The following is a 16705-nucleotide window of genomic DNA, read 5'->3' as shown; positions in this document are numbered from 1 at the left end:
CTTCATTAATCAAGTAACGTATCTTTGGTTCATGCTTAAATTGATAGAACAGAACCGCGAATCCTTGCTCATCCTTTGCAAAAAGTATGATGTGGTGGAATTATATCTGTTCGGTTCTGCCACTGGACAATCTTTTGATTCGACTAAGAGCGACCTTGATTTTGCTGTGAAATTTTCTGCCCACGTACCAGTTGTTGACATGGCCGACCATTTTTTCGGTCTTATCAGTGCATTGGAAAATCTATTTAACAAGAAGGTAGATCTGGTTTCAATTCCAGCGTTGAAAAACCCCATTTTCATTGAGGAACTGAACTCGACTAAGGTTCAATTATATGCCGCGTAGTCTCGTTCTCAAGTATATTCTTGACATTGAATCTGTGATTGAGGAAATTGAGCAGGTTATCACCCTGTGCGACAGCAACTATGAAACATTCACACAGAATTTCATGGCCATTCGCACGCTTGAAAGAAATCTGGAGATCATTGGCGAAGCGGTAAGTAAGATGCGAAAAGCGGACCCGTCAATTTCCATTCAACATTCCGACAGCATCATTTCACTTCGAAACTATTTGGCACATGCATACGATAGTATTGAAATCTCGGTCATTTGGTCAATCGCAGTCAAACACGTTCCAGCTCTGAAACAAGAACTGAGATTACTGAAAGGCTAATTCAAGAAGAACATTGTTTCAATGTGCAGCGTTATCTTCGCGCACTTCATTTTTGAATTTGGAATCTTCATTCATACATAAACTTTTCGAGCAACATCAGAAAACGGGCAAATGCCTTTCTCCTGAGGTTGTGGCCAAATGGCTGAACGAACTCTTGGGAGTTCTTTATCCTGAACGAAGCACTGTCAAATTCGACAATGAAGCCGATTTTACGCAGCATTATGAAAGTCTAAAAGTGATTTTAGATGACATTCTTTGTTCTTGTTCCGAAGAGAAACCAGAAGGAATTGTTACCGCATTCTTCCAACAACTTCCTTCGATCAAGGCTGCGCTTGATCTCGATCTGGAAGCTACTTTTCTGGGCGATCCAGCTGCAAAAACCAAACAGGTTGTAGCACGTTCTTATCCAGGTTTTTACGCCATTTCAGCTTACCGAATTGCGCATGCTTTGGATAAGATGGGAACACATTTGGTTCCACGAGCTCTGACAGAATACGCGCACACTCAAACGGGAATCGACATTCATCCATCTGCCGCAATTGGAGAATATTTCTGTATCGATCACGGAACAGGAATCGTTGTTGGAGAGACGACTGTTATCGGCCGTCACGTAAAATTGTATCAAGGCGTAACGCTTGGTGCGTTGAGCGTGGATAAGAAAGATGCGACTTCCAAGCGCCATCCAACCATTGAAGATGAAGTAGTGATCTACGCAGGAGCAACCATTTTAGGAGGCACCACTACCGTTGGTAAAGGCTCAGTTATTGGTGGAAATGTGTGGCTAACGCGAAGTGTTCCAGCAGGAAGCAAGGTCTATTACAGCGCCAGTATGAGTGATGAAAGCGGCAAAACGGACCGAATCACGATAAAGAGTTGATCAGTATATAAAGAGATAAAGTTGATAGTTTAACAACGTCATTGCGAGTGAGGAACGAACGTGGCAATCTCATTCTTAATTTTTAATTACTAATTCATAATTGAACAAAGTGGGAATTGAAAGTCTAATTGGAAACACGCCACTTGTAGAGATAACTCATCTTAACACTAATCCAAACGTGCGGATCTTCTGCAAGTTGGAAGGCAACAATCCTGGTGGAAGTGTGAAAGACCGAGCAGCCTACGGAATGATATCAGATGCCTTGAAGCGTGGTGACATTAAGAAAGGTGATAAACTCGTAGAAGCAACAAGCGGAAACACCGGCATTGCATTGGCAATGATCGCGCAGCTGAAAGGTGTGGAAATGCACCTGATTATGCCCGATAATTCTACCGAAGAACGGATTCAGACCATGAAAGCTTATGGCGCAGAAGTGATTCTGACGCCAGCAGCAAGAACGATTGAATATTCGCGTGAATTGGCAGAGGAAATGGCCGCCACTGGAGAATATTTCATGCTCAATCAATTCGCGAATCACGACAATTCGGGAGCGCATTACAAAACAACTGGACCGGAAATTTGGCGAGATACGAATGGCGAAGTGACGCATTTTGTTTCGGCCATGGGAACAACAGGCACGATCATGGGGGTTTCTCGCTACTTGAAAGAGCAGAACCCGAACGTTCAAATTGTAGGCACACAACCAACAGATGGATCAAGTATTCCAGGCATCAGAAGATGGTCGCCCGAATTTCTACCAAAGATCTTTGATGCTACTCGCGTTGACCGCATTGTAGATGTGAGTCAGGATGATGCGACTCAGACCACGAGAAGAATGGCACGCGAAGAAGGAATTCTTGCTGGAATGAGCAGTGGAGGAGCACTTTTCGCAGCGCTGAAAGTGGCTTCCGAATTAGAAAGTGGAACCATCGTTTGCATCACTTGCGATCGTGGTGACCGATACCTGAGTTCCGACCTTTTCAATTTCTAATTCCCAAGCGGCAAAGCCCTACTTTTGCGCGATAGAAAAATGCGCATTTCAGCTTCCATATACGCCAACGGAACTCAGGATATTCTGGAGACCGTAAAGGAATTGGAAGCGCATCATGCCGATATGCTGCACATCGATTGTAAGAACGATCTTTCTGTTTTTGCTGATCTGGCACGTGTTAAAACCCAGACCTCACTCCCACTCGACCTCCACTTGATCACCAGCAAACCAATGGATTTTGGTTCAGTGTTGGAAACAAATCCGGTCGATTTCCTCACCATTCAATACGAGAATTTGAATGGAAGCCGAGAACTGCCAAATACTGGATTCAAAAAGCTTGGTTTGGCCTTGACCTCAGCCACGCCTGTGGATGTGTTCGGAGAGTTTGCAAAGACCTGCGATTTCGTTTTGCTTATGGCGACCGTTCCTGGTGAAAGTGGTGGAACATTCAACAAGGATAATTTCAAGCGCATTCGCGAATTCAAACAGAAATTCCCGAACAAACAGATACATGTGGATGGCGGTGTGAATGCCGAAGTCTCTTTCATTTTGCGCAATCTAGGCGTGCATTGTGCGGTTTCTGGTTCGTACCTTTTTAAGCAGAATACCGTTGGCGGTGCGATGCTCAGTCTTAAAAATGGAGAAGTTGATTCGCATTATCGCGTAGCTGATTTCATGCTTGGCCTGAACGAAACGCCAACTGTTGGTCTTTCAAATCTTTCATTGAAAAGTGTGCTGCAATCCATCGAAGAAGCACGAATGGCTTTCACAGCTGTGATTGACAAAGCTGGTTTTTTGAAAGGAATTATCAGCAATGCAGATGTTCGAAAAGGATTGCTTCAACACATTGACGATCTGGCTTCGCTTCAAGCGGAATCACTCATCAATCTGAATCCAATTGTGGTGAATGAAGACATGACGGTGACAGAGTTGCTGCGATTCATTCGCCATCAAACCATACCGATAAACTATTTGCCCGTGGTCAATTCCAAAGGAAAACTGACGGGTTCACTCACATTTAACGACCTCATTAAAGGAGAAGCATGATCATTGAACTGAACGAAAACGTTAGCGAAGAACGAGCTCATGAGCTGGCAAAAATTGCGAAAGCCTTTTGCATTTACGATGGAACCCGATTTGTGCTGATCAACAGTTCGTCAGAAAAAGAATTACCAACCGAACTCGAAAATCTGACAAACAAATTCGTTGTGTTTGCGGATGATCTTCAGCTTGGAAGTCGTAAGTACAAAAACGAAACGCGCACCATTCAATTGGGCAAGGTGCAAATTGGAGGCAATTCTGGAAACACGGTTGTCATTGGCGGTCCATGTTCGGTAGAAAGCGAAGAGCAGATTCGTTCTTCGGCATCTTTGATGAAAGAGCTAGGCATCAGCACGCTTCGTGCAGGAGCTTATAAGCCACGAACATCGCCTTACTCGTTCCAAGGAATGGGTTTAGAAGGACTGAAACTGCTAGCTAAGATGCGCGATGAATTCGGTCTGAACATCATTACGGAAGTGCGCGATGCAACTCAAGTGGATGATATCATTGAATATGCTGACATCATTCAGATCGGAGCAAAATCGATGTATGATCACGGTATTCTGAAGAAATGCGGAAAGGCAAAACAGCCTGTGCTGCTGAAGCGTGGTTTTGGCACCACCTTGCAGGAATTTGTACAGGCTTCGGAGTTCATCCTTTCGGGTGGAAACCAGAATGTGATGCTTTGTGAGCGCGGTATTCGCACATTCGAAACGAAAACAAGATTTACACTTGATCTCTGTGGAGTGGCGTATTTGAAAGAATACACCAATCTTCCATTGGTATTGGATCCTTCGCACGCTATGGGTTATGCGTATGGTGTTGCTGATCTCAGTCGCGCATGTGTTGCCATGGGTGTTGATGGACTGTTGGTTGAAGTTCACCCGAATCCGAAAGTGGCGAAAAGCGATGCTTCTCAGCAATTGAATCATGATGAATTCCGTGACCTTTTAGGAACGCTCAGACCGATTGCGAAGGCGATTGGAAGAGAAATCATTTAGTGAATAGCCACCAGCGAATAGCGATTAGTTTTGTACCATGAACCTTGGTTCAACAATCATTTGTATCCTCCTTGGCTTGACTCACGTGATTTTCGCAATTCGTTTCACAAAACGGATTTACAGGTCGAATAGGTTTGGTGAAACGCAAAAGAGGTTAAATACGATTGTGGTTTGGATAATTCCCTTTCTCTGGTTTCTCCTAATTCGAGACATGCTTAAGCCAACTGAGGTTATGACAAAATCAAAACGAGATGAATTTGATGACATGGATTTCAACGAACTTGGCTCCGCTTAAATAGATAAACGAAGGAATTAATGTCACATCACAATGCATTTGAAGAATTCGCAACGCACAACATCAAATTTTTGGTGTTGGATGTAGATGGTGTAATGACCGATGGCGGCATGTATTACACCGAAAATGGCGATCAGTTCAAGAAGTTCAACACCAAGGATGGAATGGCCATTAAGATCATTCGAGAAAAAGGAATGAATGTGGCGTTTTTGAGCTCAGGAAGCACCAATCACATCATTCAGAACCGAGCAAAAACACTAGGTGTTGAGCGTGTATATGTCGGTTCAAAACCTAAACTCGAAGTTCTCAATCAATGGTGTAATGAGCTGGGAATCAAGCTCGAAAACGTGGCTTACATTGGCGATGACATCAACGACCTGGAAGTGATGGATGCCGTTGGTTTCTCGGGCTGTCCGGCCGATGCTGTGGAAGCTGTTAAAATGAAAGCTACGGTGATTCTTACCCGAAAAGGTGGTGACGCTTGTGTGCGTGAATTTGTAGACGAGCATCTTCTCTCTTCCTGATAAATGAATCTGCTTAGGTCCATTTTCATTCAATCGCAGGGATCCTTAAAAAAGTGGTTCCGGATCTTTGTCAAGTGGCGACTTAGGAATATTTCGCACCGGAATTTCGTTCTGATCCTCAGCGTTCTTGTTGGCTTCACCTCAGGACTTGTAGCCGTTACCATCAAAAATGCGGTGCACCTCATTCAATCAGGATTGCTGAGCGAATACATCCGTCCAATTCAACAGTACCTCTATTTCGTACTTCCAACAATTGGGATTCTCATTACCTATCTCATCATTCATCGGGTCATCAGACGACCATTGAGCGAAGGTGTTCCGCTCATTTTGTATTCGCTGAGCAAGGAAAGCGGTTTCATCAAGTTCTATCACACGTTTGCGTCTCTTATTACCGCTCCATTCACTGTAGCTTTTGGTGGTTCTGTTGGTTTGGAGGCTCCGACCGTGATCACTGGCGCTGCAATCGGTTCCAATCTCGGTCGCATTTTTCACCTCGACTATAAAATGCGCACGCAACTGATAGCCTGTGCAGCTGCAGGAACCGTTTCATCGATCTTCAACGCACCGATCGCAGGCATCGTTTTCGCCATCGAGGTGATCATGATCGATCTGACCACCGCTTCACTCATTCCGCTGTTGATGGCTTCAGCATCCGCATCGGTCACATCCCGATTATTTCTCGGAAACGACACGCTTTTTCACTTTCCACTTATGGAAGTGTTGCGACTTTCAGAAGTTCCATTTTACATCCTTCTCGGAATCGCAGCAGGTCTGTTTTCTGTCTATTTCACCATCACGTTCCTTACCATTACCAAACTGGGAACGCGGAAAATGAACCCATACTTGCGCATTGCTGGTGGCGGTGCATTGCTTGGGATGATGATTTTCGTGTTCCCTCCGCTTTATGGCGAGGGTTTCGACCTCATCAATTCGCTCATTGACGGGAATTACTCCAAAATTTTCAGTAACACCTTATTTGTAGGGTTGGAAAATCAACTTCCACTGATGCTTTTATTCCTCACGGGATTGGTGATCTTCAAAGCCGTGGCCACTTCGGTCACCATTGGAATCGGAGGCGTTGGAGGAATTTTCGCCCCAACACTTTTTATGGGCAGCACCTTGGGATTCATTGTGGCCAAAACGTTGAATCTGGTCGGTTTCGAGCACATTTCCGTAGTTAACTTCACACTGGTTGGCATGGCTGCGCTAATGGGAGGAAACATGCGTGCTCCGCTAACTGCCATTTTCCTCATTGCCGAAATAACCAATGGCTACTCGCTTTTCGTTCCGTTGATGATTGCTGTTTCGATGTCGTTTCTCACTTCAAAATTCCTATTTCCGCATTCTGTCTACAACTTCAAACTGGCAAGTCGTGGAGAACTGCTAACGCACCACAAAGACCGAAACGTGCTTACGCTTATGCGAATGGATCAATTGCTCGAACGCAATCTGGTCTGCATCCAGCCTACAATGAACCTTGGTCAATTGGTTCAGGTGATTAAAAAGTCAACGCGAAATATTTTCCCAGTTGTAGACCCAGATGAGAATTTCCTCGGAATCATCTTTTTGGATGATGTTCGCGATATCATGTTTGATACCTCTAAATACGACTCTGTTTTGGTTGCAGAACTCATGCGTCCACCGCTTGGCAAAGTGGAAATTACCGACAGCATGGAAAAGGTCGTCAACACATTCAAGGATGTGAATGCATGGAATTTGCCCGTACTCGAAAACGGCAAATACAAAGGCTATTTGAGCCGTTCTAAACTCTTTACGGAATACCGAAAATTGCTGGTCGAGTTTTCGGAAGATTGAGTCTTTGCCCGTAACGCACCAGTGTTCACAGTCGCCATCCGCTCAAAACTGAGTAGCTTGCTAGCATGAAATATTCATTCAGCCATTCCATTATCCTATTTACAGCCTTTCTGCTCATCATCGGTTGTGCAGGTGTTGACAAAGCCATCTCCGAAAAGGATTCAGGCCCACGAGCAGATTCGCTTGCGCAAAAGATCATGCTCGCCACTGGGCATGATGCTTGGCAAGAAACAGCCATTGTCGGTTGGACGTTTGCGGGGAAGAACAAACACATTTGGGACCGCGAGCGCAAATACTCACGCGTTGAATGGGGCAAAACCATCGTCATCTTTGACCATACGACCAAAAAAGGCAGAGCTTGGAAAGATGGCAAGCCCGTGGAAGGCGAAGAACTCGTTGAGCTTATTGACGAAGCTTGGAATTCGTGGGCGAACGATTCGTTCTGGCTCAATCCCTTTGAGAAATTATACGATGATGGCACCGAACGGGCCTACGTGAAAACGGAGGACGGGAACGATGCATTGCTCATTACTTACACCACGGGCGGCAACACGCCTGGCGATTCTTACCTATGGATATGCGATGAAACGGGGCTGCCGATCGCTGTAAAAATGTGGGTTTCCATTATTCCCATCAAAGGCATAAAGTTCAGTTGGGAAGATTGGCAAACGCTCGAAACGGGTGCCAAAACAGCAGGTCTTCACAAGCTTGGTTTCATTAAGCTGAAGCTAACTGACATCAAAGCTGCATCAAGCGTAAGCACGTTTTCGGAAAAAGACCCTTTTGCGGAGCTTTAGGTTTTACAAAACCGAGCTAGAAAATATCTCGTAGATAGAATTGACCTGCTATGCTGTGAACTTTCGAGTTCGTTTTTAGTTTAGCGTTGTTGAATGTTTTGATCAACCCCAATTCCATGCCTAAGCACTTCCGCATTCCATTCTTAATTATAACCCTTTTTGGACTAGTTTTTACATCAACCAGCTTTGGACAAACGCTGACGGGATCGATCATTTCCACCAACAAAAGTGGAGTTGCAAACGCGCATATCACTACTAATTCAGGCGCACATACGCACTCCGACCTAAAGGGAAAGTTCGCAATTGATGATGTAAAACTGGGCGATACGCTGCTGATCACGCATATCAGCTACATGCCACAGTCTGTCATTGTCAACGATTTTGAACCATTGACCGTAACTCTCAGCGAAAGTTCCTTCGAGTTGGCCGCTGTGGAAGTAAGTCATAGCTTAAAAGCGATAAACAGTATTACGAAAATTGATGTCGCGGTGAATCCTGTAACCACTTCTCAAGAAGTGCTGCGCAAAGTGCCTGGCCTTATCATTGGTCAACACGCTGGGGGTGGAAAAGCAGAGCAGATATTCCTTCGGGGATTTGATATCGACCACGGAACAGACATTACTATTTCTGTGGATGGAATGCCGGTGAATATGGCTTCGCATGCACACGGACAAGGCTATGCCGACCTCCACTTCGTGATTCCTGAAACCATAGAGGAAATAGATTTTGGCAAAGGCCCGTACTATGCCGACAAAGGGAATTTCAACACGGCAGGTTATGTCGCCATGAAAACCAAAGACAAGCTAAACGAAAGTCTGGTCTCGTTGGAATATGGCCAATTCAACACCATCAGAGCGCTAGGAATGTTCAACCTTATGAAGAACAGACCCAACCAAGATGCTTACGTAGCTGGCGAGTTTCAACTGACGGATGGCCCGTTCAAATCATCGCAGAATTTCAACCGAATTAACGTAATGGCGAAATACAACGCAGCCATTGACAAGCGGCAATTCCTATCGTTTCAAGCTTCTTACTTTAACAGTAAATGGGATGCAAGCGGGCAGATTCCCGTCCGTGCTGTGGAAAACGGTTTGATTGGAAGATTTGGAGCCATTGACGATACCGAGGGCGGCAATACGCACCGCATCAACGCAGCCATGAACCATACCGCCATCCTTGGCGAACACACCACCGTAAAGAGCAATGCCTACTACAGCCGCTACGGATTTGAACTCTACAGCAACTTCACGTTCTTCCTTGATGACTCGATAAATGGTGATCAGATAAAGCAATTCGAACGCAGAAACCTAGCAGGGTTTGAAAGCGTGGTCGATCATCATTTCCATTTGAACAAAGGCACCATCGGTCTGAAAGGCGGTCTTGGAATGCGCTATGATGATGTGAATGATGTAGAACTTTCGCACACCGTAAACCGCGATTCCTTGCTCGTTCCGTATGCGCTGGGCGATATAGACGAATCGAACATCTATGCCTTTTTGGGTGCCGATTTTGAGTTCGGAGATTTCCTCATCAACACGGCCATCCGTTTAGATCATTTCAAATTCGATTATCACAATAGGTTGGATTCGGTTTACAACAACCGTTCGGAACAAACCATCAAGCCGAGCCCCAAATTCAACGTGATCTACTCGCCTAGCAATCGCTGGCAATTGTACCTGAAAACAGGAATGGGATTCCACAGCAACGATACGCGCGTGGTGGTGGCGCAGAATGGCCGCAGAACGCTTCCTACTGCCTACGGAGCCGACCTTGGCGCCATCATCAAACCCATTGATAACCTGATGATAAACGTGGGCGGTTGGTACTTATATCTCGAACAGGAATTCGTGTACGTTGGAGATGCAGCCATTGTGGAACCCAGCGGCAGAACGCAGCGACTGGGTGCTGACCTGAGCCTGCGCTATCAACCGCTCAAGTGGCTTTTCATCTATGCCGATTTCAACTATGCTTTTGCTCGGGCTATGGATGAACCTGCCGATGCCAATTACATTCCGCTGGCGGCCGAGCTGACCTCGGTGGGCGGTGTTTCGGTCAATCACCCAATTGGTATTTCGGGCGGCATCAACTACCGCTGGATAGGCGACCGACCAGCTAACGAAGATTACTCCATCACGGCCAAGGGCTATTTTGTGTGCGATGCCAACCTGAGTTACACATGGCGCAAATGGACAGCTGGTATCGTTATTCAAAACCTCTTCAACAGCAAATGGAACGAAACGCAGTTTGCAACTGAATCGCGCTTGCGCGATGAAACTGCAAGCGTGGAAGAAATCCATTTCACACCCGGAACGCCTTTCTTCATCCGTGGAAAGCTGAGTGTGAGGTTTTGAGATGCGCTATAAAACCTAGCAGGTCATAGGCTGAGGAGAGCAGCGTCTTTTCTCAGTTCAAATTTCGCTCTTTCAGAATTTTCTCCAATTCCTTATCGTCATACCTTGAGTTGCTGATCAACTTGTAGATAAAGTACAAAGGAATCAGTGTAAAGAATCCCCAGCTGTTTTTTGCCACACCGTAAATGACAATACCGATAAGAAACCCTATCAGTAGGGCGTATTTTATGGAAGTTGATTTCTTCTTCTTTACTATATCCAGCAGCTCCTGATCCGTTAATTCTGAAAGTGCTCTTTGCTTCATTTCTTTAATGGTTGAGTTTTATGGGGTGCTGTCTCTTAGCATTAATCTTTCATCACTTTGATGATATGGCGATCAAATGAATCTCCAATTGATTCTGTTAAAATGAAATAGATTCCTTTAGGAAATTCGGATAGGTCCACATGTGTAACAGAACTTTGCTTGCTTAAAATCTGACCCATTGCGTTCAGTACGAGAATTTCTATGGGTTCATTTATTCCTTCTAACCAAACTATACCATTGGTAGGGTTTGGATATGCTTTGACAAGTGCATTCTTGGCACTTTCTGCAACACTTAGACCAAGTGTTGTAGAGCAGTTTGATGGGATTGAATCGGTTGCATAGAAATCGGAACAACTGTTACAGAAAATGCTCTTGAAAAAGCAACTGGCTCTTTCGGCTCTAAAAACACTGCTTGCATTCCTGTATATTCCATGACCACCAAGTATGTCCACTGTCAATTCGCTACAAATATTTGCCGCCAGCAATTGATCATGCATCGTCTCCGAGCCAAAAAGAGAATAATTGGCAAATGAGTTGTCGGTATCGATAAGCACTGTATTATCAAGGCCTCCATGGAACGCAATTGTTGGAACCATTTCTAAAGTTTCCACTTCGTTGCCAGCAACGGCACCCCAATTATTGAACAGCCCTTTGATGGTATAGGTATCTGTAAGGTTGTTGCCTGAATTGTATAGACCGCCTAGCTCTGTGCTAATTGACGTAGCGTTGTATAGCACCGAGATGTTGTCGCACTCCGATTCATCAGCATAGATCATACCATGAGCCGTTAACGAGCCCGCACTTTGTCCACCTACGAACAGCCAATTCGGGTCAATTCTCACGCTATTGGCATTGGCAACAACAAACCTCATGGCAGCGTTAGCATCCTGGATAGATCTGTATCTGGCCTTATACTGACCATATTCGGTAAAGTCGTATCCCAGTCTGTAGTTGATGGAAGCACATGCAAACCCTCGCATGGCAAGGTGATAACACAGGTCTCTGATGTCTCCCAATTGTTTGTCTCCCGAAGAAAATCCACCACCATGCATCAGAAGCACAAACGGCCTTAGTGGAGAAGCGTCAATGGTTAGGCTCGGGTAATACACATCCATTAATAATGTAGTGTTCACTCCAAGATGATCCAATGCCTGACCATATGCCACATCGTTCTGTACCGTTATCTCTGCGATATCAAAATAGACCGCTTCGGTATATCTTTCATCACTCGCGCAATACTGTGCATTCGCGTTGCTAAACACAAAAAGGAAAAGGATGAGAATTAGTTGGTGAAATGTTTTCATCATCAGTTTGTCTGCACCCGTGTTAAGGACGTTTGGCAGCCTCCCGAAGGTAGCGATTCAAATAGCTGATTTTCATGCAACGAAAATACCTGTCACAGATTGATTGTGCTTTAACGCTAAAGAGTAATTCTTTCATCACGCTCAGTACAGGCTTTGTGGGACATTAGCAAACAGTGGAGAGAGCTTCTAGCTTTCCAAAACCTAGTAGGTCTTGGTTTCTTTTCCTCGGGGTTATTTGATTGTACCGATAACTCCTGATTATTCTCGGAACGGAGCGTACCGAATACGGATGGGCTTAGAAGCACTAACGGAATACAGCGAGTATCACAGGCACGCGTTACGCTGCGTTAAACGCGCGCAACGGTTACTGCTATGAAAATAGGGCTTTAATTCCTTCGACCTTTCGCCCGAAACTGAACTTGGTAGAAACAACTGAGCTTGCGTAGCTCTCGTCACGTCCTGTTTTGATAGCAGTGTTGGCGTGTCGTTGTTTCTTTTCGCTACAACAGCTTTTCTCGTCCGTTACGGAAAACGCTTCGTCAGCATAACATTACCCTAAAATGGGTATTGCCACTTGATGATCACTACCATACGTTTGTCCCACTATTTAAAATCAATCTAAATAAAGAAGCCCATGTTCAACCCCTTTACCATCCGATTAATGCTTTTAGCAACACTCCCGATCATGTTTTTGGCGGGCTGTAAGAAAGATAACGATACCGACCCATTGGCAGACAAAAAAGCACGCTACATTTCTAACTATGCCGACATTGTTCTGGCCGGATATGAAGACAGCTATACCACCGCTGTTGCCTTAAAAACTGCGATTGATTCATTTGTGGCAGCGCCATCTCAGACCTTGTTTGATGATGCGAAGCAGGCTTGGTTGGATGCCCGCGAGCCTTACGGACAAACAGAAGCCTTCCGCTTTGCTGGCGGACCGATTGACGATGAGGACGGACCTGAAGGCGCGCTCAACGCTTGGCCGTTAGATGAGAACTATGTGGATTACGTGAATGGTGCCCCAACATCTGGCATCATCAACGACCCAACCTCACACCCGAACATCACAGCAGCGTATTTGGAAACATTGAACGAAGTTGGGGGCGAAACAAACATCAGCATTGGCTACCACGCTATTGAGTTCTTGCTTTGGGGACAGGATATGAGTTCTTCATCCGCTGGAATGCGTCCGTACACCGACTACGTTACTGGTGGTGGCGGCACGGCTGCAAACCAAGACAGAAGAGCTCGATACTTGCAAGCTTGTGCCGAATTGTTGGTACAGCACTTGGAAGAAATGGTTAATACTTGGGAAGCAGGTGGTGCTTACAGAACAAGTTTCTTGGCATTGGAAAATGACGTAGCATTGGCCAACATCCTTACTGGAATTGGCACACTGAGCAGCAGCGAACTTTCTGGCGAGCGCATGTTCACGGCTCTCGATAACCAAAATCAAGAAGATGAGCACTCATGCTTTTCTGACAATACAGACAGAGACATCGTTACCAATGCGCAAGGCATTTACAACGTTATTCAAGGCACCTACACAAGAACAAACAGCGCTGTTGTATCAGGGTACTCACTTATTGATCTGGTGAATGAAACCAACACAACACTGGGTTCAGAACTTGATGTATTGTCAGAAAGTGTAATTACTAAAGTGAACGCCATTGGCAATCCTTTTGACCAAGCTATAATTGCAGAAACAGCAGGAGGAAACGGTCCTATCATGCAAGCCATTCGCGAACTTCAAGATCAGGGAGATAAGATTACCGAAGCCGCAACCGAACTCGGATTGACCGTAAGTACCGAACTGCCTGAATAAACACGAAGACGAAGTGAAACATAGAAAACCCTTCCTCTTTCTGGGATTGTTGTGCATGCTACATGCCTGCAAGCCAGAAGAAGAAAGCTTTTGGGAATACCTTGACCCAAGCGAAGAATTATCTGGAGGCGGAGCATCAGTTCATGATGCTTCGCCTTTGGCGTTTTCCAAATCCATAGATGGATTAACGGGAGATGACGCCCTGCTGTTCTTTGTAGGCAATTCCTTCTTCAATCAGAATTGGGTAACAGCACCTGCCAGCACCACAGCCAGAGACGGATTAGGGCCGTTTTTCAATTCGCGTTCATGTTCTGGTTGTCATTTTAAAGATGGCCGAGGCCGCGCACCCGAATATTCAGGTGAAGTTTCCTCAGGACTGTTGATCAGGCTGAGCACACCCGGCATGGGACCGCATGGCGAACCATTGCCGCATCCGGCCTATGGCGGCCAGTTACATGATCAGGCAATTGTTGGTGTGCCTGCGGAAGGCGATTTCAGCATCTCGTACAGCACCGTTTCTGGTCAGTATGATGATGGAACGTCATATTCGCTACGCGAACCGAATTATCAACTCAACTTTACGGGTTATGGCGGAGCAGGTGGGGTGATGTTCTCTCCCCGCGTAGCCAACCAAATGATAGGGCTCGGTCTGTTAGAGGCTCTTTCAGAGAGTACCATTTTGGAACGGGCCGATGCAGGAGATGCCGATGGCGATGGCGTTTCAGGCAGACCGAATTATGTTTGGAACAGTCTTACACAAACAACACAACTCGGAAGGTTTGGATGGAAAGCCAATCAGCCCAATTTGCTGCTGCAAGCGGCTGGGGCATTTTTGGGCGATATGGGAATTACCTCTTTCGTTAACCCATCAGAGAATTGCACAAGTCCGCAGAACGACTGTCAGAACGCACCCAACGGTGGTCAACCCGAAATCGAGGATGACGACCTGAGAAAAGTGGAACTCTATTGCAGAACCCTGGCGGTTCCTGTGCGCAGAAACCACAATGCACCAGAGGTGTTGAAAGGAAAAGAACTCTTCTTCTCTATCGGTTGCGAAAGCTGCCACCGTTCTAAAATGGTTACGGGAAACCATCCAGATGTTTCCGCATTGTCTGGTCAGACCATTTTCCCATATACCGATATGCTGTTGCACGATATGGGCGAAGGATTGGCCGATAATCGCCCAGACTTTTTAGCCGATGGAAACGAATGGCGCACCCCGCCACTTTGGGGCATTGGCCTGTTTCAAACCGTAAACGGACATACCAATTACATGCATGATGGCAGAGCGAGAAATCTTGAAGAAGCCATTCTCTGGCATGGTGGCGAAGCTGAAAACTCCGTCAATAAATTCAAAGCGCTGTCCTCCGCGCAGCGCAACGATATTATCACATTCTTAAATTCGCTGTAATGCGCTACTCAAAACTCGTTCTGCTCTTCCTGTTTATTGCCACTATTGGAGCATATCAATCGTGTAAAAAGACGGAATCAGCTGAGTATGACCGCGTTCTCTTGGTTCAAGAACTGGTGAATAACGTTATCCTACCAAGGCAGCAGAGTGCGCAAGACAAAACATTTGCGCTGTATAATGCTGCGCAGGCGTTTAAGACAGATGCTTCCTTTAGCAATTTCCAAACCCTCAGACAGGAATGGCTTGAGTCTAAAAAAGCCTACAAACTTATTGAGCTGTTTAACCTTGGCGATGTTTACGATACATACATGCACAATAAGATGAACAAGTGGCCTTGTAACACCACGTTCATTGATGATATGTTGGCAGATGTGGTTGTACTAGACCAAGCGTATATTGACACAAAAGGTTCTACAGCGAAAGGATTGCCAGCATTGGAATACCTGCTTTTTGATCCGACACTTTCAGAGACTGAGATGCATATGCAACTAACGTCCTCAGCTGATTTTGCGAGACGGAAAGACCTGATAGAAGCGTATTCGCAAGACCTTTACTTCAAGGCGTATTTTCTGAATGATTTGTGGGCTATGACTGGAGAAAATTACGGCCAAACGTTTGTGACCAATTCACCAAGATCTGGGCTCGAAAGTCCGGTGAATATTATCTGTAATGCCTTGGTTGCTCAAGCCGAGCGTATCTATGCTTCGGAACTCGGCCAAGCTCTTGGAAACTACAACGGTGGAACTCCAGACGAAACGTTGGCTGAAGCGTTCAGAAGTAGAGAATCGCTTGCCTGTATTCGTGCATCCATCATATCCTTATTAGAAACGCTGAATGGAAAAATGGATGGTTTGTCGGACAGTGCTTCACTCAGAAACCACCTAATTGCCTGTGGTGCATCGGCCACCGCAACAGATATTGAAGAGCACCTTTCTGAATCCATTATTCTAATTGATAACTATAACACTTCGCTTGCAGAAGGCGTCACGTCATCTCCTCAAACGCTGCAAGAAATCAGAAGTCATATTCAAAATGTGGTTGTTCTGCTGAAAACAGAAGCATTCCCTTCTTTGGGAATTACGCTCACTTTCAACGATAATGATGGGGATTGAACTTATTGTTTAAGATTAGTTGAAGAGAGTTGATTGATGAACTTTCTGAAAGGTTGCAAGTTCGATGCGAGGCATTTTAAAATTACACACAACGTTTTCCGCTAAAGATAATGCGTTAGAAACTGCCGTTCTTTCGCCATGCACAGACAGCGCAGAACGAAACTGAGACTGACTGACGTACAGTCGCACGCATTAGGTTTAGTGGTTGTTGTGTGCAGGTGTTTTTTCTTCAAATTTCCTTACAATTCGTTCGTAACGTTTCCAGCCTATAACGTTCTCAATCTCTGGCTGTTTTCTTTTAAGTACGTCCAGCGTGTCCAAGAGCAATTTTGGGTTTCTTGTAAAGATGTCGTCACTGAAAAAATCTATGCTTTCAATGAACG

16 protein-coding genes are annotated in these 16705 nt (G+C 45.4%); 13 read left to right on the top strand and 3 right to left on the bottom strand.

Going from position 1 to position 16705, the window contains the following annotated elements:
- Positions 1 to 31 precede the first annotated feature (31 nt).
- The 10 genes from K9J17_10940 to K9J17_10895 all read left to right on the top strand — a co-directional run bounded on the left by K9J17_10940 (position 32) and on the right by K9J17_10895 (position 10363).
- Positions 32 to 343, top strand: a complete 312-nt coding sequence (locus K9J17_10940) for a nucleotidyltransferase domain-containing protein (protein ID MCF8277238.1) — start codon at positions 32 to 34, stop codon at positions 341 to 343.
- Positions 333 to 671 (top strand): DUF86 domain-containing protein, encoded by a 339-nt coding sequence (locus K9J17_10935; protein ID MCF8277237.1) that lies wholly within the window; start codon positions 333 to 335, stop codon positions 669 to 671. The genes K9J17_10940 and K9J17_10935 overlap by 11 nt, the downstream gene beginning before the upstream one ends.
- Before the next feature lie 58 nt (positions 672 to 729).
- Positions 730 to 1548 carry a serine acetyltransferase gene (locus tag K9J17_10930; GenBank protein MCF8277236.1) on the top strand — a complete coding sequence of 273 codons (819 nt, stop codon included), beginning with the start codon at positions 730 to 732 and terminating at the stop codon, positions 1546 to 1548.
- Positions 1549 to 1648: 100 nt separating this feature from the next.
- Positions 1649 to 2539 (top strand): cysteine synthase CysM, encoded by an 891-nt coding sequence (cysM, locus tag K9J17_10925; protein ID MCF8277235.1) that lies wholly within the window; start codon positions 1649 to 1651, stop codon positions 2537 to 2539.
- A gap of 39 nt (positions 2540 to 2578) precedes the next feature.
- Complete coding sequence (locus K9J17_10920; GenBank protein MCF8277234.1) at positions 2579 to 3586, top strand: CBS domain-containing protein; 1008 nt, start codon at positions 2579 to 2581, stop codon at positions 3584 to 3586.
- Entirely contained in the window at positions 3583 to 4581 is a 999-nt protein-coding gene (aroF, locus tag K9J17_10915; GenBank protein MCF8277233.1) for a 3-deoxy-7-phosphoheptulonate synthase, read from the top strand. Before K9J17_10920 ends, aroF begins: the two co-directional genes overlap by 4 nt.
- 315 nt (positions 4582 to 4896) lie before the next feature.
- Complete coding sequence (locus K9J17_10910; GenBank protein ID MCF8277232.1) at positions 4897 to 5400, top strand: HAD-IIIA family hydrolase; 504 nt, start codon at positions 4897 to 4899, stop codon at positions 5398 to 5400.
- A 3-nt stretch (positions 5401 to 5403) separates the two neighbouring features.
- Positions 5404 to 7215, top strand: coding sequence for a chloride channel protein (locus tag K9J17_10905; protein ID MCF8277231.1), 1812 nt, complete (start codon positions 5404 to 5406; stop codon positions 7213 to 7215).
- A 65-nt stretch (positions 7216 to 7280) separates the two neighbouring features.
- Positions 7281 to 8012, top strand: a complete 732-nt coding sequence (locus K9J17_10900) for a hypothetical protein (protein ID MCF8277230.1) — start codon at positions 7281 to 7283, stop codon at positions 8010 to 8012.
- Positions 8013 to 8128: 116 nt separating this feature from the next.
- Positions 8129 to 10363: a TonB-dependent receptor gene (locus tag K9J17_10895; GenBank protein ID MCF8277229.1), complete on the top strand. Its 2235-nt coding sequence runs from the start codon at positions 8129 to 8131 to the stop codon at positions 10361 to 10363.
- A 52-nt stretch (positions 10364 to 10415) separates the two neighbouring features.
- Here K9J17_10895 and K9J17_10890 read toward each other — a convergent pair whose 3' ends face one another.
- Positions 10416 to 10667 carry an FUSC family protein gene (locus tag K9J17_10890; protein ID MCF8277228.1) on the bottom strand — a complete coding sequence of 84 codons (252 nt, stop codon included), beginning with the start codon at positions 10665 to 10667 and terminating at the stop codon, positions 10416 to 10418.
- Between the two features lie 41 nt (positions 10668 to 10708).
- A complete protein-coding gene (locus K9J17_10885) occupies positions 10709 to 11971 on the bottom strand; it encodes an alpha/beta hydrolase fold domain-containing protein (GenBank protein ID MCF8277227.1) in 1263 nt (420 codons plus the stop codon).
- A gap of 634 nt (positions 11972 to 12605) precedes the next feature.
- On the opposite strand from K9J17_10885, the gene K9J17_10880 reads away from it, so the two are divergent.
- The 3 genes from K9J17_10880 to K9J17_10870 are packed head-to-tail and all read left to right on the top strand — an operon-like array spanning position 12606 to position 16322.
- Positions 12606 to 13799, top strand: a complete 1194-nt coding sequence (locus K9J17_10880) for a hypothetical protein (protein MCF8277226.1) — start codon at positions 12606 to 12608, stop codon at positions 13797 to 13799.
- 55 nt (positions 13800 to 13854) lie between these two features.
- Positions 13855 to 15210, top strand: coding sequence for a c-type cytochrome (locus K9J17_10875; GenBank protein ID MCF8277225.1), 1356 nt, complete (start codon positions 13855 to 13857; stop codon positions 15208 to 15210).
- A complete protein-coding gene (locus K9J17_10870) occupies positions 15210 to 16322 on the top strand; it encodes an imelysin family protein (GenBank protein MCF8277224.1) in 1113 nt (370 codons plus the stop codon). The genes K9J17_10875 and K9J17_10870 overlap by 1 nt, the downstream gene beginning before the upstream one ends.
- 198 nt (positions 16323 to 16520) lie before the next feature.
- On the opposite strand, the gene K9J17_10865 is transcribed toward K9J17_10870, so the two are convergent.
- Positions 16521 to 16705: hypothetical protein (locus K9J17_10865; GenBank protein MCF8277223.1), on the bottom strand; the 185-nt coding region annotated here is incomplete at its 5' end.

The sequence above is a fragment of the Flavobacteriales bacterium genome (assembly GCA_021739695.1).
In the GTDB taxonomy this organism is placed as follows: domain Bacteria; phylum Bacteroidota; class Bacteroidia; order UBA10329; family UBA10329; genus UBA10329.
This window is presented reverse-complemented; position numbering and strand designations above follow the sequence as displayed.

What these genes read in the sequence shown, in the direction of transcription:
- K9J17_10940 (MCF8277238.1), top strand. Translation starts at nt 32, where the DNA reads ATGCTTAAATTGATAGAACAGAACCGCGAATCCTTGCTCATCCTTTGC.
- K9J17_10935 (MCF8277237.1), top strand. Translation starts at nt 333, where the DNA reads ATGCCGCGTAGTCTCGTTCTCAAGTATATTCTTGACATTGAATCTGTG.
- K9J17_10920 (MCF8277234.1), top strand. Translation starts at nt 2,579, where the DNA reads ATGCGCATTTCAGCTTCCATATACGCCAACGGAACTCAGGATATTCTG.
- aroF (MCF8277233.1), top strand. Translation starts at nt 3,583, where the DNA reads ATGATCATTGAACTGAACGAAAACGTTAGCGAAGAACGAGCTCATGAG.
- K9J17_10910 (MCF8277232.1), top strand. Translation starts at nt 4,897, where the DNA reads ATGTCACATCACAATGCATTTGAAGAATTCGCAACGCACAACATCAAA.
- K9J17_10905 (MCF8277231.1), top strand. Translation starts at nt 5,404, where the DNA reads ATGAATCTGCTTAGGTCCATTTTCATTCAATCGCAGGGATCCTTAAAA.
- K9J17_10900 (MCF8277230.1), top strand. Translation starts at nt 7,281, where the DNA reads ATGAAATATTCATTCAGCCATTCCATTATCCTATTTACAGCCTTTCTG.
- K9J17_10895 (MCF8277229.1), top strand. Translation starts at nt 8,129, where the DNA reads ATGCCTAAGCACTTCCGCATTCCATTCTTAATTATAACCCTTTTTGGA.
- K9J17_10890 (MCF8277228.1), bottom strand. Translation starts at nt 10,667, where the DNA reads ATGAAGCAAAGAGCACTTTCAGAATTAACGGATCAGGAGCTGCTGGAT.
- K9J17_10885 (MCF8277227.1), bottom strand. Translation starts at nt 11,971, where the DNA reads ATGAAAACATTTCACCAACTAATTCTCATCCTTTTCCTTTTTGTGTTT.
- K9J17_10880 (MCF8277226.1), top strand. Translation starts at nt 12,606, where the DNA reads ATGTTCAACCCCTTTACCATCCGATTAATGCTTTTAGCAACACTCCCG.
- K9J17_10875 (MCF8277225.1), top strand. Translation starts at nt 13,855, where the DNA reads ATGCTACATGCCTGCAAGCCAGAAGAAGAAAGCTTTTGGGAATACCTT.
- K9J17_10870 (MCF8277224.1), top strand. Translation starts at nt 15,210, where the DNA reads ATGCGCTACTCAAAACTCGTTCTGCTCTTCCTGTTTATTGCCACTATT.